The following is a 19,290-nucleotide window of genomic DNA, read 5'->3' on the forward strand; positions in this document are numbered from 1 at the left end:
AGCGATCAGATCCCACTGAGCATCGGAAAGCAACTGAAAACGCGACACACCCCAAGTCTGGACCGCCACATCCAAAATGTTTGTCAGACACGCCCTAGTTGCCGAACCCGGCCACATCGCGGGGTCACCCTTGTAGCTTCGGAATTGGAGACCGAAAAACACGAGCGAACAAGGAGGAAGACCAATGACGAATCGTTCAGGAAGTGCGTTCTCCCGACGCACGTTCATCCGCGGCGCCGCATTCACGGTGCCCGTAGTCGGCGCTGCGGTGCTCGCACCAAGTGCACTGGCGGCACCACAGGAATGCGGTGATCCATCCGGCAAGGTCGGCAACTGCGCGGCTCAGCTGCCACAGGAGTTCACCTCGACCAGCTTCAGCACGACGGCCATTGCCGGCGGGACCAACTACTCGATCCTGTTCAGCACGAACATCAGGCGCGGCCCGCTGATCCCGTCCGGGACCACCGGCTATCGCATCAGAAGCGTCAGTGTGTCCGGCACCAAGCTCGACGGCGCCCCGTTCTACCTGACGCCGGGGATCGGTGAGGTCGGCCCGCGGTTGCTCAACGCCCGGTCTGGGTCGTCCTTGGGTTTCGCCCTCGATGTGCCGTGGGACGCGAACCAGCTCGTGCGCTCGTTCCTGTACACCTACGACGTCGAGTTCCTGACCGGGCTGACGGTCAATCAGACCTGCCGCTACACGACGACGATGACGCTGCGCGACAACGGCATGACCCTCGGCGGTGTCGGCTCGGTCGACTTCACCACGCCGATGCTCGCTGAGTGCGAGGCGGAGGCTCCCCCGCCCCAGTAGTCCGCTCTACCCGTGCGCCTTGCGGACCAGGTCGATGGCGTACTGATTGACGAAGGTGCCCGCGGCGGCCTCGCCGGTACCGCATGCGCCGTCGGACTCACCGGGACGCTTCACCCACAGGAACGCGTCGACGTTGCCGTTCCCGGTCGCCGTGGTCGGCGCCGCGCCGAGGGCCCGTCCGCTCGGGTTGCACCAGTACATCTCGCCTTCGGCCGGTCCGGCACCGTTGCGCGAGGTGTCGATGACGTAGGGCTTGCCGCCCGTCTGGCCCGAAATCGCGTCGCCGTAACCGATTTCCTCTTCGGTGGTGAAGAAGTTCGCGGTGTTGAGGCTGAATCCGCGCGCCTTGGCGACGCCGACGCGGTTGAGCCTGTTGGCCATCTCGTCGGCGGCCGTCCATCGGGAGTGCCCCGCATCGACGTACACCGCAGTGCCCGGATTGCGGGTCAGCGTGTCCACCGCGTAGCTCATCAGGTTGTAGCGCTCCTCGCGCTGATCGCCCGACAGGCAGTCCGCCATGGCGAGTGCGTCGGGTTCGAGGATGACCGCGGCCGGCCCACCGCCGATGGCGGCGGCGACACCGTCGATCCAGCCCTTGTACGCAGCGGCCGACCCGAAACCGCCCGCGGCGTAGCTCCCGCAGTCGCGATGCGGGATGCCGTAGAGCGCCAGGATCGGCATGGTGCCTGCGGCCTGCGCCGCGGCGATGTACTTGGCGTCCACCGCGGGGCTGGAGACGTTGTCCATCCAGTACGCGGTGGGGGTGTTGGCGATCGCCTGCAGTTCAGGGCTCGGGTTGCCCTGCGCGGCGCGCGCGGCCTTCGACGAGGGGTTGACGTAGAACGAGTGCCCCTCGAGCGGGTTGCCGTCGCTGGCCAGACGGACCGTCGGCCCCGGAGCAGTGGCGAGGCCCGCGGCGACCACCGAGGCGACTGTCAGGAAGGGAGCGATCGACCGCGCGACTGCGCCAACGGCTGAGGACATCACCTCAGGGAAAGTAATGGGGCGACGCGATTAGCGCCAGTCGCTCCCCGACGGGCCGGCGCGTCACGCCTCGATCCGATGCGCGCCGGACGGGTCGAGCGTCTGGGTGTAGAAGTGCATCCGCTCGCGCAACTCGGCGGGGTTGATACCGAATTCCTCGGGCCGGTATCGGTGCGCGCCTTTCCCGCCGTGGGGCTGGGCGCGGTGATGATCGGCGAGCATTCCACGGATGTCCGGCGGCTCCATTTGCGCCGCGGCGTAGATGCGACGCACCGTCGCCTCCGGGTCGGCCACCAGGTCGCGGTACTGGACGTCGAGCCAGGTGACAGTGGACGCCGCGGCCCGGGCATCGAGGGCGCGGCGCAGCCACAGCTCGGTCTGCGCCGTTTGAAACCGGCCGACGTCGACCCCGTCGACGTCGTCGCTGTAAGTGGACCGGTACGTCGCGAACAGGCTGGCGCCCGACGCCACCGTCTCCACGATGTCGCGGTGCAACTGCACGATGCAGGCGCCCGGATACGTCGCGATGACGTGGCTGAGCTCGGCGGTGTGGGCCGGCGCTTTCAGGACCCAACGGCGGCCGTCCCCGGCGTCGAGGATCTGCAGCATCCGCCGGTGCTGCGCGTACTCGGCGGCGAAGTCCTGGCCGGCGAGCCAGGACGCGTAGCCGTCGAGGCGCGTGGTGGCGGTGAAGCCCCAGTTGCGCAGGGTGGTGCCCATGCCGAGCACGCACTCCTCGGGCAGGTTCGGTCCGGAGTCGTGCACCGCGGCCATCGTGGGGTTGAGAACGTGCAGCAGGTACTGACCGGCTGCGGCCGCCTCGAGGCGGCGGACGCGTTCGTCGCCGTCGAGGTCGCCGGGTAGCCGCCACGGCGCGCCCAGCTCGGCTGGCAGCGGCGCACGTAATCGGGGGTCGCGGTCGAGTAACCGGTACAAGAAGGTGGTGCCCGTGCGCCAGCCGCCGGTGATGATCACCGGGGGTAGCAGCGGACCGTGCTCGGTGGTGGGATGTTCCTTCAGATACCGCGCCATCGCGATCCTGGCCGCGAGCCGCCCGGACGCGGTTCGCTGGGCGGTCAACGCTCCGAGGGCGTTGAGCCGGCCGTCCTCCTCGGCCGAGGCCAGGTACTGCTCCACGCCCGGACGCCACTCGCCGGGGTCGCCCAGAACGCCGACGCCGGCACCGCGGGTGCCGCGGTCGATGACGATGTCGATGGCGTCGGCACCGAGCTGGTAGCGGTCCGGGCGCGCGGCCCGATCCTGCTCGGCCGCCGCGTAGGCCGTCAACGCCTCCGGTGTGCGGGCAGGGCCGGTCCAGCCGGTCATGGGCGCTCCGCCAGATCGGTCAGGGACACGATGCGCGTCGTGGGCAGGGTGGGCTGCTGTTCGGGTTGCAGGAACCGCATCACGACAATGCCGAACGCGCGGCCCTCACTGTCGATCCAGTCCCCGGCGGCCGGTCCGGGATCGGTGGCCGAGACCACGAACCGGTAGCGTCCGCCATCGAGGTTCGCGGTGGCACCAGTGTAGGAGACCCGCCGGTGCCGGTAATCGAGCGAATTGAGAAATCTGCTGTACGCCAAGATGTTCCAGTACCGGCACGGCACCAGATCGCCTTCGACGAGCAGCGCTTCGTCGGGACCGAGCTGCCAACCGCCGCGCAGGTAGTGGATGGCCGGTTCGGTGAACACTGCTCCCCCGGCCATCTCGGTCCAGTGGTGCAACTGGTTCGGCGACTCGTGATCGGCGGCCACCGCGCCATCCCAGATGCGCGGCAGCACGGCGATGGCCGCCGAGGCTTTCGACAGCTGCTTGCCGAACCTCAGCGGGTCGATCGCCGCCGGGACAGGGGGCGGCTCGACCGGCTCGATGGCACACCACCCGATGCGATCGGTCTGTGCGTCATCGTGGAAGTGACGTACCCAGATGACGATCGCGCGATCGGGCAGGTCCAGCCAGTCGTTCTCCTGACGGCCACCGCCGACCGTCACCTGGTAATCGCCGTCGGCGTCGAACGTGATTGCATCACTGTCGATTCGGGAGCTCGCCTGGGCAGCCGCCCCGCCCGAACCGGAATAGGCGGTGATCGACACGTACGCGGCGTCGCCGCGATTGCCACGGATCAGGTAGCGGCCGCCGGGGCGGACATCGGCGACCCAGTACTGGAAGTCGGGATTGTCCATCAGGAATTTCTGACGCCAGCCGTTGAACGCGACGAACTCAGGCTTGTCGCGATCAACTTCCAAGCGGCCCAGCTGATTTGACACTGCGCGCAACAGTGCACGGAACCCGTCGGCGCGTTCGGATTCCGGCAGGGCGGCGGTGTCTGCCGCGAGTTGCGCACCGGCCGTGCGCAATCCGTCGACGAACGCCGTCCACGCCGCGACCTCGGGGCGAGCCCGGTCTGCGTCACCTTCACTGGGCGCGGTCACTGGGCATCCCCCTCACAATCCGGAAGCGGTTGCTTCCAGAATTGGATCGTGCTCGCTATGCTCACGGAATGTCAAGGCCGTACCGCGGCCAGGCCGCCGAAGCACGGTCGGCGGACCGCCGCGCCCGACTGATCCAGGCAGGCGCCGACCTGGTCGGCACCCAGGGAGTCGCCGCCATGACCATGCGCGCCGTCTGCCGCGAGGCAGAGCTCAGCCAGAAGTTCTTCTACGAGACCTTCACCGACACCGACGACCTGCTCCGCGAGGTCTACCGCAGCACGTTCGAGCACGCACGTCAGGTCATCTACGCCGCCGCCGACCCGGACGCCGATCTACCCACACGCATCCGTGCGGGAGTGGGAGCAGCAGCGCAACTGGTCGAAGAAGATCCCCGGATTTGCCGAATCCTGTTGGTGGAGCCGATCGCTGACCTCAGGCTTCGTCATTTCGTACGCGACGCCGTCGGCGCGATGACCGGACTGACGGCACCGACCGACCGAGCGGGCACCGTCGCGGCGGCGCGGGTCAAGATGCAGTACGCCACCGTTTTCGGCGCCATCATCTCGCTGTTCATCGAATGGACGGAAGGCAACCTCGGTTCCGACCATGACGTGTTCGTCGACCACGTGAGCGCCATGCTGTTGTCGTCGCCGTTGTTCGACAACGCCGTTCAGGCAGTTCCCTCGACCGGCCAGCCTGCCAGGACTCCTCGGATCAGCCGGTCGAGCTGATCGGCGTTGTCCACCAGCGGTTGTCCGATGACAAAGGTCATCATCACCCCGTTGATGAACGAGAACAGGGTTTTGGCCTGCTCGTCGATGACGTCGGGCGCCATCGGATTCTCGTCCGTGGCATGCCATTCCGTCACGACTGCGCGCGCAACCCCGTAGAACCCCTCGACGGACGCGCTGAGCGTTGCAGCCAGTTCGTCGTCACGGCCGGCCTGCAGGGCCAACTCGTAGCGGGCCTTGGCCCGGGTGAGCCACGGTTCGGTCGACGAATACATGACCAGCGTGGCGAACCCGAGCGTGCCGGCGAACTCTGTCGGATCGGCATCGGTCAACTCGGTGAGCAGGGAGAGGTCGGCGAGGTCGAGTTCGTTGAGGCGCGCGGCGATCGCGTGCATCAGCGCATCTCGGGTCCGGAAATAGAACGACGTCGTGCCGTCGGGAACCTCTGCCTTCTTGTCGACCTTGGGGTGACTGACGCCGCGCGAACCGTCCTTGCCGAGCAGTTCGATGGCAGCGTCAGCCAGTTCGCGGCGACGCTGGGCGGCGTTGTACTTCCTGCGTTCAGCGATGCCCCGCAGTCTATCGAGCGGGCATTCGAGGTCCGGGATATCGCCCCGACCGTCAGAACTGGCCGCAGTTGGGTGTGGTGGGTTCTCCGTTGAAGCGGGCGGCGATCCACTGCATGGCCGGCTCTCCGTCCACGAGCATGGGGAGCGCGTGGTTGATCACCAGCTTGTTGAGGAACGGCGGTTCCTCGTTGGTGCGGAATTCGACGTCGGCACCCTGCGCGCACCAGTCCCGGCCCAGCTGGTTGGCCGCGGTCCACGGCACCAGCGGGTCGTAGCGGTTGCTGTTGATCAGCACCGGCGCGTTCGGCTTGAACCGGCCGAGCTTCTGCAGATCGAACAGGCTGCTGAACGGTTCTTCGTTGACGAGTTTGTTGATGTCCTCGTTGAAGTAGGGCTGCAGATGCCGGAAGGCGAAGTCGACGATCGTCTGTCCCACGCACTGGCGTGACACCGACTCGAGCATGTCCTTGCCGCGCTGGGTGAGCTTCGACCGGATCGCGTCGGCGGCTTCCGGGTAGGCGGCGATGACGCCGTTGAGTGCGTAGCCGACGACGCCCACGAGCGCACTACCGTCGGCGTAGGGCAGCAGTTCCTTGAGGTCGGCCGGCGGCGCACCGGCATAGGTGCCGACGATGTTCAGTTCGGGCGCGTAGGCCGAAGCCAGCTCCGCCGCGGACGCAGTTGCACCACCACCCTGCGAATATCCCCAGAAGGCCACGGGGCCATGCGGATCCAGCGATGTCTCGGGCAATTTCATGGCGGCGCGAGCGGCGTCGAGGACGGCGTGCCCCTCAGCCAGGCGGTTCACGTAGGTGTGCATCGAGTCGGTGCCGAGACCCTGATAATCGGTCATCAGGATGGCAAAGCCGCGGGCCACCAAGGTCGCGACGAACGCCTCCTCGTAGTTGACCATGATGTCCCAGCCACCCGAGTAGTGGATGCCCTGGTTGAACTGGCGCGACGGTGCGCACTGATTGCCCTGCCCCTGAGTACCGGGCGCATAGACGAGCAGGGGGCGCGGCCCCTTTCCGGGCCAGTCGTTGTACGGCTCGAAGTAGGTGCCGGTGACGGCGATCGGATTGTTCCGAGAGTCGATGCTGCGGTACATGATCCGCGTTCCGGTCGCCATGATGGCGCCCAGCTGACCGGATGGCTCGAGCACCAGCCGGCTGGGTTCGGTGCGGATCACGTCGCCGGGCACACCGGCCGGCAGCGGGTCCGGCGGGAGATAGAAATCGGCGTACTGCGGCTCATCCCCCGTGTCGGCGAATGCCAACGTCGTAGATGCGACGAGCGACCCGATGATCAGCATGAGGACGACCACAATCCCCCCGGCATTGCGCATTACCGGACAGTAACAACAAACTGTCTCGTTCTGCCACTTTTCCTCTAAATAACTAGAGAAATACAGTAAACGTCGAGGTTGAGGGCCGTCCCACCCCTCACCCGAGTCGCGTGCGTCGCGGTCAGCGAGGATGGAAGTCATGAACGCGAACCCGCTTGGACCAGGCACCGCGAATCGGTCGAGATACCGAACGATTCACCTCCTGCTGCTGGCCGGCCTACTCACGATGGCGTTCATGTGGGGCCCCGGAGCCGGTCGCGCGCAGGCGGCGCCGGCATCGTCGGCCGGAGATGTTCTCTCCATCGGCGACCCCGCGGCGCCGGGTCAGATCGACCTCTATCTGGACCCGCTGTGCCCCTACAGCGGGAAGATGGTGCGCGACCAGGGCGCCGAGATCGGCCGGCGCATCGCGGATGGCAAGCTCCACATCAATCTGCGTCTCGTCAACTTCCTCGAAAAGTATTCGGCGAGCGGCAATTACGACAGCCGCGCCATCTATGCCGCCCACATCGTCGCCGACCACTCGCAATCGAGCGACATCACCTGGCAGTTCATCGAGCAGATCTTCGCCGCCGATCAACAGCCGAAAGAAGAAGGCGAGACGGATCTGAGCAACGATCAGCTCGCCGGGCTGGCCGACCGCGCCGGCGCACCGCCGTCAGCCCAGGACATGATCAAGCTGGGGCTTCCGATCCCCTACGACGGCCACACCATCGGCGCGAACAACCTTCCGCTGCTGCGAGCTTTCCCCGATCCCGGGGTGCCGCTGGTGGCCATCGACGGCAACGCTGTCGACGGGAATTCCGATTGGCTCGACCAGCTTCCGCGCTGACTATCGCGCGGTGCCGATCGGCGGCAGCGAGCCGATGGCATCGATCTGATCGCGCTGGGCGGCAAGGGTATCGGCGAGGAACGTTCGGGCGATGAGCAGCAGTTCAGCGATCTTCGGGTGCGCAAGCGTGTAGTACACCGCGTTGCCGACCCGGTGCCCGCTGACCACGTGATGGCGCTTGAGAACCGCGAGGTGCTGCGACAGCAGGGTCGGTTCGATATCGCTGGCCGCCAGAATCTCGCTGACCGGAGTCGGGCCGTCGCGCATCGAAAGGATCTCCAGCACCCGGATCCGCGCCGGATGCGCCAGCGCCTTGAACAGGTTGGCCTTGATCTCGTACAACGGCCGCTCGGGACCATCTAGGACGCTGTCGGTCACCGCTGCCCCAATGATTGATGGATTGATGAAATTCGCAATCCATGATACCGAGCGTTACCCTGCTGCAATGCCCACCGGCCAAGCCTCCCGCACAAAACCGGGCCCGCTGCAGTACATCGGGTACTGCTACGGCAAGCGGCTACCCGACTCCATGCGCGAGTGGGTGGCCAACGACCTCGCAGGCCCCGGCGCCACCATCCGGATGATGGTCCGTGTCGCGATCCCGGCAATCCTGGTTCTGGCGCCGATCTGGTTCATCCCGATGTCGCTCTACCTGCACGCCAGCATGACGGTGCCGATCTTCATCCCGTTCGTCTACTTCTCCCACGCCCTTAACAAGGTGTGGCGGCGTCACATGCTCGTCAAGCACGGTCTGAACCCGGCCCTCATCGACGAGCTCTCGCGGAAGAAGAACGCGCACATCCACCAGGCCTACGCCGAGCGCTACGGCCCCCGCACGGGGCCGAGTAGTAGCGGCGACATCTGACAGGCAGTTACGGCTGCAGGGTGCACAACGTCAGCGCGAAGGCCGGTGCAGAGGCCGTCGCGATGACGATGAGAACCATCGCCAAGGACTGTGGTCGCCACCAGATCGCTCGCTGAGGTTGCAGGAGTCGGGTGACCCGGTCGGCCACCGCCGTCCCCGCCGCCGCCAGCACGCCGTCGGGCAGCCGATGCCGGGTACTCAACGCGACGAGGCTCGCCAACAGCGGCTCACGGCCGTGTCTGCGGGTGGCCGCGTCGTCCGCGCACATCTCCAGTAACGCCGGCACCGACCGGGCCGCCGCCCGCATCAGGGGCAGACGCGGCAGCGCTGCGGCGAGGGTGTTGAGCGTCGCAATGACGTGATGGTGGCGGCCCCGCAGGTGCGCCCGCTCATGGGCCAGGACCGCCGCGAGCGCGGGCGGCCTCAACAACTCCAACGCAGCCGTCGTGACGACGATCGCGCGGTGCCGGCCGCCGGACACGCAGTACGCCGCGGGCTGGTCAGCCGTGATGGCGATGACGCCATCGTGGCCGGTGGGCCGGCCGATGATCCGAACCGCTTCTGCGTGTTCACGATTGGCGCGCCGCGTTCGGTACAATGTGACGATCACACGACGCGTGGTGTTGGTCGCCACTGCGGCAGTGACCGCAAGCAGGGCGACCACCAACACCGTCGCCACGGTGGGCGGCAACGTCACCGCCCCGGCGATCCCCAGTGCCTCGACGCAGAACGTCGGTGCGGTGTGGGTGATCAGGCTGTGGGCGGCGCCTGCGATCAGGATCACCAACGCCGCCACCCAGGCGAATGACGCCGTTGCGACGACCACCAGCCAGCCTGCCACCGACAGTCTGGGATGCACGTTGACCGAGATCGGGCCGGTGAACAACACCGGTGCCAGCCAGCTCAGCGCCATTGCGTAGCCGAGAAGAAACGTGACCGCGTTCATCGTGACTGCTCCTCGGTGAACCGCTTGAGCGCCTGCCGGAGTTTCTTCGAATCGTCATCGACGATCTGCTCGAGGAAGAAGTTGAGGATCAACTCACTGTCGCCGCCGGATTCGAACACCGTGCGCATCAGTTGCGCGGAGTGCTCCTCACGGGTCATGACCGGCCGGTAGCTATACGCCAGACCGACCTTCTCCCGCTCCAACCAGCCTTTTCGGAACAGGTTGTCCATGGTCGACATGACCGTGGTGTAGGCGATCTGTCGCTTGGTGACGAGCTCGTCGTGCACGCTGCGTACCGTCGACGGCTCCGCACGTGACCAGAGCACTTCCATCACCACAGCTTCGAGATCGCCAAACCCTTTGATTCCCATATTCATTACCGCCTGCGTGGGTGCGCCGTCACCAGTTGGTGGTCTCGCGCATCAAACCTATGTAGCGCGATAGTAGCTTCTCGGCTCATCTGACCGTGCTCTCACCGACGGCACGCTTTCGCCACAACCGGATCGACCTCCACACGATGAGTGCCAGTACGACGCCCAGGATCAGCCGGAGATCACTGACCCCCGACGACAATCGGCCCAGCCAAACTTGCAGGTCATACTGGGCGTCGACGGACAGCAGCCCGCCGAGATTCGCGGTGCCGTCAGTGAACAGGAACAGCCCGCCCAAAACGATGAAGATCGCCCCGGTGAGCAGCGAGGTGGTGTGGGTCTCCAGCGGGCCCAAGCGCACCGGCCGGCCCCGCAGCCAGGTGCGTTCGGACAGGTTGAAGCGCTCCCACAACCAGGCGAGTAGGAACAACGGCGCCGCCATGCCAAGGGCGTAGACCGCCATCAGCAGTGCCCCGTAGGCCGGGTCGGCGCCCATCGCCGACATGGTCAGGACCGCGCCCAGCAGCGGGCCTGCGCAGAAGCCCGCCAGTCCGTACACAGCGCCCAACGCGAGCACCGACACGGTGCCGGAGATCTTGATCCGGGCCGTCATCCGTTGCATACCCGACAAGCCGAACCCCTTGCCCAGCAACGCCATCAGGCCGAAGCCGATCAGTACCAGCCCTCCAGCCATGGTGACTTCGCTGCGATAGCGAGTGACGATGCTGCCCAGCGCCCCGACGCCGGCTCCCAACGGCACCAGTACCGCACAGAGACCCACCCAGAACGCCACAGTGCGCTGGACCAGCAAGCGCGTCCGGTCGAAGGCGTAGGCGAAAAACGACGGCAACAGCAGGGCCGAGCACGGGCTGAGCAACGAGGCCAGCCCGCCGAGGAAGGCTCCGAGCAGACCGACGCCACTCATCGCTTGGCCAGTGCCCCGTCGATGGCCGTCACGAAATCGTCCGTGGGCTGCGCGCCGAGCATGGGCACGTCATTGATCAGGAAGGCCGGAGTGCTGGGGACACCAATCCCGGTGCCCTGCGCCAGATCGGCGTTGATCGCGTCGTCGAAGGTGCTGCCGCGCATTGATGCGGTGAATCTGTCGATGTCGGGGACACCGGCCTGCCTGGCGAAGCCGATCAGATCCTCGTCCGTGAGGTCGGCCTTCGACCGCTCCGGCGCGGCCGCATAGACAGCCCGGTTGAACTCCCAGAACCTGCCCTGCTCGGCCGCCGCGCGTCCGGCGCGTGCTGCCGTCATCGACTGCGGGCCGAAGATCGGGTAGTCACGCCACTCGATCCGGAGTTGGCCGGCGTCGACGTAGCGCTTGACGAGTTCGGGCTCGGTGTCCCGGCTGAACTTCGCGCAGAACGGGCATCGGTAGTCGGAGAACACCACCAACGCCACGGGTGCGTCGGGATCCCCCAACGCCAGCGGGTCACCGGGCTGCCGGCGTTCCACCGGACTGTGGCCCCGGTCGGCATCACCGCCCGCCGCGCCGGGCGCCTGCGACGTCGCCGCCGGGCCCGCCGCGGGTGCCGCGGTGACGGCGTCAGTGCCGGGACGTATCAGCAGGTAGGCGATCAGCGCGGCGCCGATGACAATCAGGACTCCGATGAAGATGAGGTCCTTCTTGACGCTCTCTCGCCGTCCACTCACTACGCACCTCCATGCTAGCCTCACCCTACGTAGCTACGCCGTAGCTACGTATTCCGTTCTAGCACACTGCGCCGCCGGGACGCGGCCGACAGAGGGGAGGCGCCGGGATGTTGGCGGCTGTACCGCGGAGGCGACCACTACCGATCCTGTCGCTGGCCTTCATCGTCGCCATCGGCGCGACCCTCTGGCTGGCCCGGCCGACGTCGATGCCCACCGAACTCACCGCCGGCGAACAGGCCCAGGTCAGCTTCACCGCGACGTCGGGTGCCACCTTGGTCGACGGAGGGACCTACGGTGTCGGCACGGTGATCGTCGCCAACTTCGACGAACCCGTTGCCGACCGCATCGCAGCGGAAAAACGGCTGTCGGTGAAAACCGATCCGTCCGTTGATGGTTCCTGGTATTGGATGGACAACCGGCACGCCCACTGGCGGCCGCAGAGCTACTACCGTCCCGGCACCGAGGTGGTCGCGGCGGCCGACGACCGGGGCGCCGGCCGGATTTCCTTCCGGATCGGGGAGTCGCACGTGTCCGTCGCCGACGACGCCACCAAACAGATCCGCGTCTACCGCAATGACGAGCTGGTCCGCACGATTCCCACCTCCATGGGCATGGGCGGATCAGAAACCGTTGCAGGCAAGACCATTTCGTTCTGGACTCAGCCCGGCGTGTACACGGTGATGGACAAGTCCGACACCGTGGTCATGGATTCGTCGACCTACGGCCTGCCCGTCGACTCACGCCTGGGCTACAAGGTGACCGTCAACAACGCGGTACGGCTGACCAACAGCGGAATCTACGTCCACCAACTCGACAGCACGATCTGGGCGCAAGGCAAGACCAACACGTCGCACGGATGCCTGAATGTCAATGCCGACAATGGGCGATGGTTCTACGAGTTCTCCCAACCCGGAGACGTGTTCGAGGTCCGAAACACCGGCGGCGATCCGCTGCCCATCTGGCAGAACGGCGACTGGGGTGTGCCGTGGGACGAGTGGCTCGGCGGCAGCGCCCTACGGTGACGGCGTGGGTTCCATCGCGACAGCATGCTCTGCGGCGCGACGGCCCGAGAAGACGCAGTCGGCGATCGACAATCCACTGACGTAGGAGTTCACACACAGTCCGATGGCCGTCCGCCCCGCCGCGTAGAGACCCGGAATCGACTCGCCGGCAGGGGTTGTCACCGCACCGGTGAGTTCGTCGACGATCAGGCCGCCCAGGGTGAACATCGGGCACGGGTTGAGCAGGCTGGGCCTGATCGATATCGAGATCAGTGAGAACGGCCCCTGTTCAACAGGTTTGACGAACTCTGCCGGCTTGCCCATCGGATCCGGCAGCCCGGCCGAGGCGGCCGCGTTGTGTGCCGCGACGGTCGCCACCAACCCCGCCGGGTCGACACCGGCCTTGGCGGCAACTTCTTCCAGGGTGTCGGCCACGACCCGGTCGGTACGCAACATGGCTTCCATCTGCAGGCGTTGGAACCAGATGGCCTGCTCGGGAAGCTGGGCTCGCGCCTGCTTGAGCAGCCGGTGGTCGGCCAGGATCCAGCCGCGTCCGCCGTGGTCTTGAATCATCGCGTGGCCGACCGCGGCGCCGTAGCGGGACTCGTCGATGAATCGCTGTCCGTGTTCATCGACCACGAGGCCTCCCAGGAACGCGCTGGGCGGGGTGATGAAGCGCCACGCGGACACGTTGTCGAGGCGATCGACCGCAGCGCCGACCTCGGCGGCCAGCGCGATGCCGGCACCGTCATCCCCGGTGGTGCCCAGCTGAAGCCCTTCGCGGTACGCGGGTGCATGCTCGGCGATCAGCTCGCGGTTGGCGATGTATCCACCCGCACTGAGAATGACCGCCTTGCGCGCATGGATGTCGACAGTGCGGGCGTACCGACTTTCCAAGCGGTCCAACAGCTTTTCCATCGCGGCCCGCAGCGGCGGATAGTAGATGCCCGGTTTGACCGCCAGCTCGGCATACGCGCGATAGCGGCGCCGAACCCACGCCGGTGCGTGCGCAAGCGTGCTCGTCCGCACACCGACCACCCGGCCGCTGGGATCGGTCAACAACGCGACAGCGCGAGTGAGGAACTGTGTGCGCACGCCGCGTGCGGCTGCCGATGCCGCGAGAGGCTGATAGATCTTCTTGCCCGAAGCCCCCGGCCCCTTGGCCCGGTGACCACGTTGCGCCGGCGGCGTGATCTCACGAAAGCGCCCGGAGTTCTCGCTGCCCGAGTAGTAGAGGTAGTACTTGTTGTTCGGATACGACGTCTTGTACGGACAGACCGAAGCCTCGAACGGCACGCCGTGTTCGGTGAGCCAGTCGATCATCGCCGGACTGTCGTCGACGAAACGCCGCAGCGTCTCGGGACGCACCGCGTCGCCGATCTCGGCCTGCAGGTAGGCGTACATCGCCTCGGCGTCGTCCTCGACTCCGGCCTGGCGCTGAACCCAGGTGCCGCCACCGGCATAGATGATGCCGCCGGACACCTGCGTCGCGCCGCCGCCGTTGAAACGGTCGATGGCCAGGACGTCGGCGCCTCTCGAGCGCGCCTCCAGCGCTGCGCAGACCCCCGCGGCTCCGTATCCGACCACGAGGACGTCGGTTGTCTGCGCCTCTGTCATGACTCTCCCGCACATCGTTACCACCGAACTAGACATCTAGTTTGTACTCAAAGTACAAACTCTGCGCAAGGACGCTCGTAGACTGCGCTCGTGGCTGAACTGACCGGGCGCACCGTGCCTCCTGCGGTGGCCGAGAAGCTGTACGCAGCGACGGACCTCATCGCCACCCGCGGGCTGCAGAAGACCAAGATCGAGGACATCGCCGCAGCATCGGGAGTCCCGAAGGCAACGCTGTACTACTACTTCAAGGGCAAGGACGACATCCTCGCCTTCCTGTTCCGGGATTCCCTCGATGCGCTCGCCCGGGATGTTGCCGCGGCCACCGATGCTCCCGGGCCGGGCCGAGACCGGTTGGCCGCCGTGGTCCAGGTCCAGATTGCCCACACCATGGGCCGACCGGGCACCAGCCAGGCGCTGGTCGGCGACCTCGGGCGCGCCATTCGCCTGCCCGATCTCGCGTCGGCAGTTCAAGAGGCTTTCTACGAACCCATCGCCCGCGTGCTGAAGGCCGGGGCCGCCGACGGTTCACTGCGCAGTCTTGCCGACCCAGAAAGCTCCGCGATCAGTATCTTCGGGGCGATCATGATGACCGCCGCGCTGCACAGCGTCATCAACTCGACCAAGACCCAGAACGAAATCGCCGACGAGGTCATGGATTTCATCCTCAACGGCCTCGCGCCGCCGAGCTGACCATCCATTCCAAACTGGGATCTCACGAAACCTGCGGTCGGAGCGTCTACAGAACGTGAAAGCCAAACAGCCCTTCGAGGCAGTGGTCGAGGACCACGGCCCCACGGTACTGCGGGTGTGTAGGGCCGTCGTCGGACCGATCGACGCCGACGACGCGTGGTCGGAAACGTTCCTGGCCGCGATGAAGGCCTATCCGGACCTTCCGGCTGACGCGAACATCGAAGCGTGGCTGGTGACGGTCGCTCACCGCAAGGCGATCGACATCACCCGGGCCCGGTCGCGCCACGCGATCCCCACCGACACCGTGCCGGAGACACCCACCACACCGCAGCACGACCGCGACGACGACCTGGCCGATGTGCTCGAGCGCCTACCGACCAAACAGAAGCAAGCCGTGGCCTACCACTACCTGGCCGGCCTGCCTTATGCCGACATCGCGGCCATCCTCGGCGGCAGCACCGATGCCGCCCGGCGCGCCGCCGCCGACGGCATCGCGACCCTCAGACGTACCTATCGGAGCGGCTCCGCCGCCATCAGTACCTCCCGGAGAGGAGAAACCCGATGAACACCGACCACGACCTCATCCACGATCTGGCGCAGATGGCCGACGGCACCGACCACATGGCCACCCTGCGGACACGACTGGCCGTTGCCGCCGACCGCGACGGCATTCTCGACGTCGCCTACCGAATCGTCGACAGCCCGGTGGGCCCGCTGCTGGTGGCCGCCACCGACCAGGGCCTGGTGCGCGTCGCCTATGCCAATGAAGACCACGACGTCGTCCTGCAGCAGCTCGCCGACAAGGTCAGCCCACGCATCCTGCGCGCACCAACCCGTCTCGACACCGTGGCCCGGGAACTCGACGAGTACTTCGCCGGTACCCGCCGCACCTTCGACATCGTGCTGGACTGGCGGTTGTCCGCGGGATTCCGCAGCACGGTGCTGCACCACCTCCCGGAGATCGGTTACGGGCATACCGCCAGCTACGCAGCTGTGGCCCAGCTCGCCGGCAACCCCAAAGCCGTACGTGCAGTGGGGAGCGCCTGCGCCACCAACCCCCTGCCGGTCGTCGTGCCCTGCCACCGCGTCGTGCGCAGCGACGGGGCGATGGGCGGCTACCTCGGAGGTGTGGAAGCCAAACGACTTCTGCTGGATTTGGAGGCCGCCGCATGAGCGTCGCAGGTGGGCCGTGGGCAGACCGCGTGGCCGCAGCCGACTGGGATGCGATCCGTTCGGACCTCGACAGCGTGGGCTGCGCTCTTACCGGTCCGCTGCTCACCGCTGCCGAGGCCGACCGGATCGCCGCGCTCTACCCCGACGAGCGCCGGTTCCGCTCCACGATCGACATGAGCCGATACCGCTTCGGGGAAGGCGAGTACCGCTACTTCTCCACCCCCTATCCCGACGCCGTCGTCGCGCTCAAGCACGCGCTCTATCCCCGGCTGTTGCCGATCGCGCGCGACTGGTGGACCAAACTTCGCCGGGAAGCGCCATGGCCCGACGATCTGGACGACTGGCTGGGCATGTGCCACGCAGCGGGACAGACCAAAACCACCGCGATCCTGCTCAAGTACGAGGCCGGCGACTGGAACGCCCTCCATCGAGACCTGTACGGCGAGCTGGTCTTTCCGCTGCAAGTGGTCATCAACCTGACCAGCCCCGGCGTCGACCACACCGGCGGGGAGTTCCTGCTCTACGAACAGCGGCCGCGCGCGCAGTCGCGCGGCACCGCCACCGTCATACCGCAGGGGCACGGCCTGGTCTTCACCACCCGGGACCGGCCGGTGCCCTCGGCCCGCGGATGGTCGGCAGCGCCGGTGCGGCATGGGGTTTCCGTGGTTCGTAGCGGTACGCGATTCACTCTGGGGCTTGTCTTCCACGACGCCGCATGACGTCGAACATCAAGCGGTACACGCTGACGGGAGCGGATGGTCAGCCATACCGCAGCGTCACACCCGGAATCCTGGGTGGGCATCGCGGCAGCAAGCTCTACGGCCGCCTGGACTGCCCGTCGGCCCTGCGAGCCATCGCGGCCGGCGGATACGTGCGCAACCGTGTCTTCTTCGCCGACGAGGCCACCGCCGTCGCCGCCGGCTACCGGCCCTGTTCGGTCTGCCTGCCCGACGACTACCGGTTCTGGAAACAGACGGCGCGCCATTTCCCCCTGTGACCTGGGCCACTGCAATTCTCACCGGCGAACCGCGACGCATTGTGAGATCGGACAATCGCTACCATCAAGGCGGTACTCATCCGAGGGGCCAGCCCACACGACCCACAGGACGCTTGATTTGAACTCGCCAGAACTCGCCCATTGGAATGCTCAGGAAGCACTCGCGGAGGCGATGATCCCGATCATCGGCACCCTGTACCGGGCGAAGGGCGTGACAGTCCTGCTGCACAGCCGGTCGCTGGTGAACCGGTCCGTCATCAAGATCCTGCGGACGCACCGGTTCGCGCGACAGGTCGGCGGTGAAGAACTGTCGGTCGAAGAGACCTTCCCGTTCTTGCAGGCGCTGGCCGATCTGGACCTGGGCCCGTCGAAGATCGACCTCGGCCTGCTGATCATGGCGTACCGCGCCAGCGATGAGGGATTGTCGGTGCCCGAGTTCACCGCGCAGGTCCTCAGCGACGTGACCGGCGAGAACAAGAGCGAACCGCAGGGTCCGCGGGACGTGGTGCTCTACGGGTTCGGCCGGATCGGCCGGCTCGTCGCGCGCCTGCTGATCGAGAAGGCCGGCTCCGGAAACGGCCTCAACCTGCGCGCTGTGGTGATCCGCAGCAACGGGGAGGGCGACCTCGCCAAGCGGGCGTCGCTGCTGCGCCGCGACTCGGTGCACGGCCAGTTCGACGGCACGATCAAGGTCGACACTGAAACCAACAGCCTCATCGCCAACGGCAACGTCATCAAGTTCATCCACAGTGACGATCCGGCGACCGTCGATTACACCGAGTACGGCATCGACAACGCGATCCTGATCGACAACACCGGCAAGTGGCGTGACCGCGACGGCCTGTCCAAGCACCTGCGGCCCGGCATCGCGAAGGTCCTGCTGACCGCCCCGGGCAAGGGCGACGTCCCGAACATCGTGCACGGGGTCAACCACCGCACCCTCGACCTCGAACAGCAGATCTTCTCGTGCGCATCATGCACGACCAACGCGATCGTTCCCCCGCTGAAGGCAATGGACGACGAGTACGGCATCGCCCGCTGCCACGTGGAGACGGTGCATTCGTTCACCAATGACCAGAACCTGCTGGACAACTATCACAACGCCGACCGTCGCGGCCGGTCCGCGCCGTTCAACCTGGTCCTGACCGAAACCGGTGCGGCCTCCGCTGTCGCCAAGGCCATGCCTGACCTGAAGGCCAAGATCAGCGGCAGCTCGATCCGCGTTCCCACCCCGGATGTCTCGGTGGCGATCCTGAACATGCAGCTGCACCGCCCGACGACCAAGGAAGAGGCCCTGGAGTACCTGCGCCAGGCGTCCCTGTCGGGACCGTTGAGCCGCAACCTCGACTACACCGCGGCGACCGACGCAGTGTCCAGCGACTTCATCGGGTCACGTGCGGCCAGCATCATCGATGCCAACGCGACGATCGTCGACGAAGACAACGTGATCCTCTACGTCTGGTACGACAACGAATTCGGCTATTCGTCCCAGGTGGTGCGCACGGTGCAGTACCTGTCGGGCATCGAGTACCCGACGTATCCGCAGATCGGGGCCGACGCGGATCAGACGGTCTTGGTCACTCCGTAGTACGCGACGACGTCTTGGGACCCCGGGGCTGCGCTGGTCAGCTTTGCGAATGACCGCAGAAAAGACTGGCCAACGCACCCATCGATCTTGATGTGCACGTCTTTGAGCGTGACCCGGGAATCCTTGCCTTTGAACTTCATTTCGGTGACCGGGACGTCGATGACCTCGCCCGGTTTCGGGCGCACTTCGACATTGCCCTGAATCGGTGCGTTGATCCCGCCGAGGCCAGTCCGGCTGACCGACGAGGAAAGGCCGAGGCTGCCGGTCAGGCGAACCGAACCCAACTCGATACCGCAGCCGATCTGGTAACCCGCCTCGAGCGTGCCGCCCTGCAACGACGTGGTGCCGCTACCGCTGATGTTGCCGGTGAATGTCCCACCAGCCAGGTACTCACGCGACGAGGTCGCGGTGGTCAGGGCTGGGATCGGCAATTGCGTCTCATCCCTGGCCGTGAGCTTCAATACCCAACCGTCCGGCGTCGTGACCACGGACGGTTCCGCGGAGCCGACGGTCCCGGTGTCCGGCGGGGCTCCGGGTTCGCCTTCGACGGGCGGCAGAGCATCTGCGTTCGGCTCGTGCGGCAGGACGGGTTCGGGAGCGGCGGTCGCGTGGGGCGCCGGCACCGCCAGCGCACCTACCGCAAACAATGCAGCAAGAATCTTGGTCATGTCAG

At 66.5% G+C, this 19,290-nt stretch carries 23 protein-coding genes; 11 read left to right on the top strand and 12 right to left on the bottom strand.

What is annotated here, in order from left to right:
* The first annotated feature begins 184 nt into the window (after window positions 1-184).
* Window positions 185-814, top strand: a complete 630-nt coding sequence (locus AC4ELS_RS05940; protein WP_064883392.1) for a hypothetical protein — start codon at window positions 185-187, stop codon at window positions 812-814.
* Window positions 815-820: 6 nt separating this feature from the next.
* Here AC4ELS_RS05940 and AC4ELS_RS05945 read toward each other — a convergent pair whose 3' ends face one another.
* The 3 genes from AC4ELS_RS05945 to AC4ELS_RS05955 all read right to left on the bottom strand — a co-directional run bounded on the left by AC4ELS_RS05945 (window position 821) and on the right by AC4ELS_RS05955 (window position 4,230).
* Window positions 821-1,798 (bottom strand): glycoside hydrolase family 6 protein, encoded by a 978-nt coding sequence (locus AC4ELS_RS05945; RefSeq protein WP_064883449.1) that lies wholly within the window; start codon window positions 1,796-1,798, stop codon window positions 821-823.
* Window positions 1,799-1,861: 63 nt separating this feature from the next.
* Window positions 1,862-3,124, bottom strand: coding sequence for a sulfotransferase family protein (locus AC4ELS_RS05950; protein WP_448445100.1), 1,263 nt, complete (start codon window positions 3,122-3,124; stop codon window positions 1,862-1,864).
* Window positions 3,121-4,230, bottom strand: a complete 1,110-nt coding sequence (locus AC4ELS_RS05955) for a DUF1214 domain-containing protein (protein ID WP_448445098.1) — start codon at window positions 4,228-4,230, stop codon at window positions 3,121-3,123. The genes AC4ELS_RS05950 and AC4ELS_RS05955 overlap by 4 nt, the downstream gene beginning before the upstream one ends.
* A gap of 68 nt (window positions 4,231-4,298) precedes the next feature.
* Between AC4ELS_RS05955 and AC4ELS_RS05960 the strand changes: the two genes are divergently transcribed.
* Window positions 4,299-4,961, top strand: coding sequence for a TetR/AcrR family transcriptional regulator (locus AC4ELS_RS05960; protein WP_498886830.1), 663 nt, complete (start codon window positions 4,299-4,301; stop codon window positions 4,959-4,961).
* Here the strand turns inward: AC4ELS_RS05960 and AC4ELS_RS05965 are convergent.
* Both AC4ELS_RS05965 and AC4ELS_RS05970 read right to left on the bottom strand, forming a co-directional pair.
* On the bottom strand, window positions 4,901-5,464 hold the full coding sequence (locus AC4ELS_RS05965; RefSeq protein ID WP_064883385.1) for a TetR/AcrR family transcriptional regulator: 564 nt from the start codon (window positions 5,462-5,464) through the stop codon (window positions 4,901-4,903). The genes AC4ELS_RS05960 and AC4ELS_RS05965 overlap by 61 nt on opposite strands.
* Window positions 5,465-5,582: 118 nt before the next feature.
* A complete protein-coding gene (locus AC4ELS_RS05970; protein ID WP_082941705.1) occupies window positions 5,583-6,875 on the bottom strand; it encodes a lipase family protein in 1,293 nt (430 codons plus the stop codon).
* Window positions 6,876-7,014: 139 nt separating this feature from the next.
* On the opposite strand from AC4ELS_RS05970, the gene AC4ELS_RS05975 reads away from it, so the two are divergent.
* A complete protein-coding gene (locus AC4ELS_RS05975; RefSeq protein ID WP_448445092.1) occupies window positions 7,015-7,707 on the top strand; it encodes a thioredoxin domain-containing protein in 693 nt (230 codons plus the stop codon).
* On the opposite strand, the gene AC4ELS_RS05980 is transcribed toward AC4ELS_RS05975, so the two are convergent.
* A complete protein-coding gene (locus AC4ELS_RS05980) occupies window positions 7,708-8,085 on the bottom strand; it encodes an ArsR/SmtB family transcription factor (RefSeq protein WP_055110904.1) in 378 nt (125 codons plus the stop codon).
* A 67-nt stretch (window positions 8,086-8,152) separates the two neighbouring features.
* On the opposite strand from AC4ELS_RS05980, the gene AC4ELS_RS05985 reads away from it, so the two are divergent.
* Window positions 8,153-8,572 (top strand): DUF5313 domain-containing protein, encoded by a 420-nt coding sequence (locus AC4ELS_RS05985; protein ID WP_064883443.1) that lies wholly within the window; start codon window positions 8,153-8,155, stop codon window positions 8,570-8,572.
* Between the two features lie 7 nt (window positions 8,573-8,579).
* Here the strand turns inward: AC4ELS_RS05985 and AC4ELS_RS05990 are convergent, their stop codons facing one another.
* From AC4ELS_RS05990 to AC4ELS_RS06005, 4 genes are all read right to left on the bottom strand, one after another.
* Entirely contained in the window at window positions 8,580-9,518 is a 939-nt protein-coding gene (locus AC4ELS_RS05990) for a M56 family metallopeptidase (protein ID WP_064958369.1), read from the bottom strand.
* Entirely contained in the window at window positions 9,515-9,889 is a 375-nt protein-coding gene (locus tag AC4ELS_RS05995; RefSeq protein WP_064883381.1) for a BlaI/MecI/CopY family transcriptional regulator, read from the bottom strand. Before AC4ELS_RS05995 ends, AC4ELS_RS05990 begins: the two co-directional genes overlap by 4 nt.
* A gap of 85 nt (window positions 9,890-9,974) precedes the next feature.
* Window positions 9,975-10,814 carry a cytochrome c biogenesis CcdA family protein gene (locus AC4ELS_RS06000; protein ID WP_448445089.1) on the bottom strand — a complete coding sequence of 280 codons (840 nt, stop codon included), beginning with the start codon at window positions 10,812-10,814 and terminating at the stop codon, window positions 9,975-9,977.
* Entirely contained in the window at window positions 10,811-11,551 is a 741-nt protein-coding gene (locus AC4ELS_RS06005; protein WP_448445087.1) for a DsbA family protein, read from the bottom strand. The genes AC4ELS_RS06000 and AC4ELS_RS06005 overlap by 4 nt, the downstream gene beginning before the upstream one ends.
* 107 nt (window positions 11,552-11,658) lie before the next feature.
* Between AC4ELS_RS06005 and AC4ELS_RS06010 the strand changes: the two genes are divergently transcribed.
* On the top strand, window positions 11,659-12,573 hold the full coding sequence (locus AC4ELS_RS06010) for a L,D-transpeptidase (protein ID WP_498886836.1): 915 nt from the start codon (window positions 11,659-11,661) through the stop codon (window positions 12,571-12,573).
* Here the strand turns inward: AC4ELS_RS06010 and AC4ELS_RS06015 are convergent.
* Window positions 12,565-14,169, bottom strand: coding sequence for an FAD-binding protein (locus AC4ELS_RS06015; RefSeq protein WP_498886838.1), 1,605 nt, complete (start codon window positions 14,167-14,169; stop codon window positions 12,565-12,567). The two genes, AC4ELS_RS06010 and AC4ELS_RS06015, sit on opposite strands and share 9 nt — an antisense overlap.
* A 90-nt stretch (window positions 14,170-14,259) precedes the next feature.
* On the opposite strand from AC4ELS_RS06015, the gene AC4ELS_RS06020 reads away from it, so the two are divergent.
* The 6 genes from AC4ELS_RS06020 (at window position 14,260) to AC4ELS_RS06045 (ending at window position 18,617) form a co-directional block, all read left to right on the top strand.
* Window positions 14,260-14,859, top strand: a complete 600-nt coding sequence (locus AC4ELS_RS06020; protein WP_236734781.1) for a TetR/AcrR family transcriptional regulator — start codon at window positions 14,260-14,262, stop codon at window positions 14,857-14,859.
* Between the two features lie 55 nt (window positions 14,860-14,914).
* Complete coding sequence (locus tag AC4ELS_RS06025) at window positions 14,915-15,424, top strand: RNA polymerase sigma factor (RefSeq protein WP_448445080.1); 510 nt, start codon at window positions 14,915-14,917, stop codon at window positions 15,422-15,424.
* Window positions 15,425-15,480: 56 nt separating this feature from the next.
* Window positions 15,481-16,032, top strand: coding sequence for a methylated-DNA--[protein]-cysteine S-methyltransferase (locus AC4ELS_RS06030; protein ID WP_448445248.1), 552 nt, complete (start codon window positions 15,481-15,483; stop codon window positions 16,030-16,032).
* Window positions 16,029-16,751, top strand: a complete 723-nt coding sequence (locus tag AC4ELS_RS06035; RefSeq protein ID WP_448445078.1) for a 2OG-Fe(II) oxygenase — start codon at window positions 16,029-16,031, stop codon at window positions 16,749-16,751. Before AC4ELS_RS06030 ends, AC4ELS_RS06035 begins: the two co-directional genes overlap by 4 nt.
* Entirely contained in the window at window positions 16,748-17,029 is a 282-nt protein-coding gene (locus AC4ELS_RS06040) for an Ada metal-binding domain-containing protein (RefSeq protein WP_448445076.1), read from the top strand. Before AC4ELS_RS06035 ends, AC4ELS_RS06040 begins: the two co-directional genes overlap by 4 nt.
* Before the next feature lie 118 nt (window positions 17,030-17,147).
* A complete protein-coding gene (locus AC4ELS_RS06045) occupies window positions 17,148-18,617 on the top strand; it encodes a glyceraldehyde-3-phosphate dehydrogenase (RefSeq protein WP_064883367.1) in 1,470 nt (489 codons plus the stop codon).
* Here the strand turns inward: AC4ELS_RS06045 and AC4ELS_RS06050 are convergent.
* Window positions 18,593-19,285 carry an MspA family porin gene (locus AC4ELS_RS06050; protein WP_064958363.1) on the bottom strand — a complete coding sequence of 231 codons (693 nt, stop codon included), beginning with the start codon at window positions 19,283-19,285 and terminating at the stop codon, window positions 18,593-18,595. The two genes, AC4ELS_RS06045 and AC4ELS_RS06050, sit on opposite strands and share 25 nt — an antisense overlap.
* Between the last annotated feature and the right edge of the window lie 5 nt (window positions 19,286-19,290).

The sequence above is a fragment of the Mycobacterium shunyiense genome, from assembly GCF_058270035.1.

Excerpts from the sequence above, each read along its gene's own strand:
- AC4ELS_RS05940 (WP_064883392.1), top strand. The coding sequence starts at position 185 with ATGACGAATCGTTCAGGAAGTGCGTTCTCCCGACGCACGTTCATCCGC.
- AC4ELS_RS05945 (WP_064883449.1), bottom strand. The coding sequence starts at position 1,798 with ATGTCCTCAGCCGTTGGCGCAGTCGCGCGGTCGATCGCTCCCTTCCTG.
- AC4ELS_RS05950 (WP_448445100.1), bottom strand. The coding sequence starts at position 3,124 with ATGACCGGCTGGACCGGCCCTGCCCGCACACCGGAGGCGTTGACGGCC.
- AC4ELS_RS05960 (WP_498886830.1), top strand. The coding sequence starts at position 4,299 with ATGTCAAGGCCGTACCGCGGCCAGGCCGCCGAAGCACGGTCGGCGGAC.
- AC4ELS_RS05970 (WP_082941705.1), bottom strand. The coding sequence starts at position 6,875 with ATGCGCAATGCCGGGGGGATTGTGGTCGTCCTCATGCTGATCATCGGG.
- AC4ELS_RS05975 (WP_448445092.1), top strand. The coding sequence starts at position 7,015 with ATGAACGCGAACCCGCTTGGACCAGGCACCGCGAATCGGTCGAGATAC.
- AC4ELS_RS05985 (WP_064883443.1), top strand. The coding sequence starts at position 8,153 with ATGCCCACCGGCCAAGCCTCCCGCACAAAACCGGGCCCGCTGCAGTAC.
- AC4ELS_RS05990 (WP_064958369.1), bottom strand. The coding sequence starts at position 9,518 with ATGAACGCGGTCACGTTTCTTCTCGGCTACGCAATGGCGCTGAGCTGG.
- AC4ELS_RS05995 (WP_064883381.1), bottom strand. The coding sequence starts at position 9,889 with ATGGGAATCAAAGGGTTTGGCGATCTCGAAGCTGTGGTGATGGAAGTG.
- AC4ELS_RS06000 (WP_448445089.1), bottom strand. The coding sequence starts at position 10,814 with ATGAGTGGCGTCGGTCTGCTCGGAGCCTTCCTCGGCGGGCTGGCCTCG.
- AC4ELS_RS06010 (WP_498886836.1), top strand. The coding sequence starts at position 11,659 with ATGTTGGCGGCTGTACCGCGGAGGCGACCACTACCGATCCTGTCGCTG.
- AC4ELS_RS06015 (WP_498886838.1), bottom strand. The coding sequence starts at position 14,169 with ATGACAGAGGCGCAGACAACCGACGTCCTCGTGGTCGGATACGGAGCC.
- AC4ELS_RS06030 (WP_448445248.1), top strand. The coding sequence starts at position 15,481 with ATGGCCACCCTGCGGACACGACTGGCCGTTGCCGCCGACCGCGACGGC.
- AC4ELS_RS06035 (WP_448445078.1), top strand. The coding sequence starts at position 16,029 with ATGAGCGTCGCAGGTGGGCCGTGGGCAGACCGCGTGGCCGCAGCCGAC.
- AC4ELS_RS06040 (WP_448445076.1), top strand. The coding sequence starts at position 16,748 with ATGACGTCGAACATCAAGCGGTACACGCTGACGGGAGCGGATGGTCAG.
- AC4ELS_RS06050 (WP_064958363.1), bottom strand. The coding sequence starts at position 19,285 with ATGACCAAGATTCTTGCTGCATTGTTTGCGGTAGGTGCGCTGGCGGTG.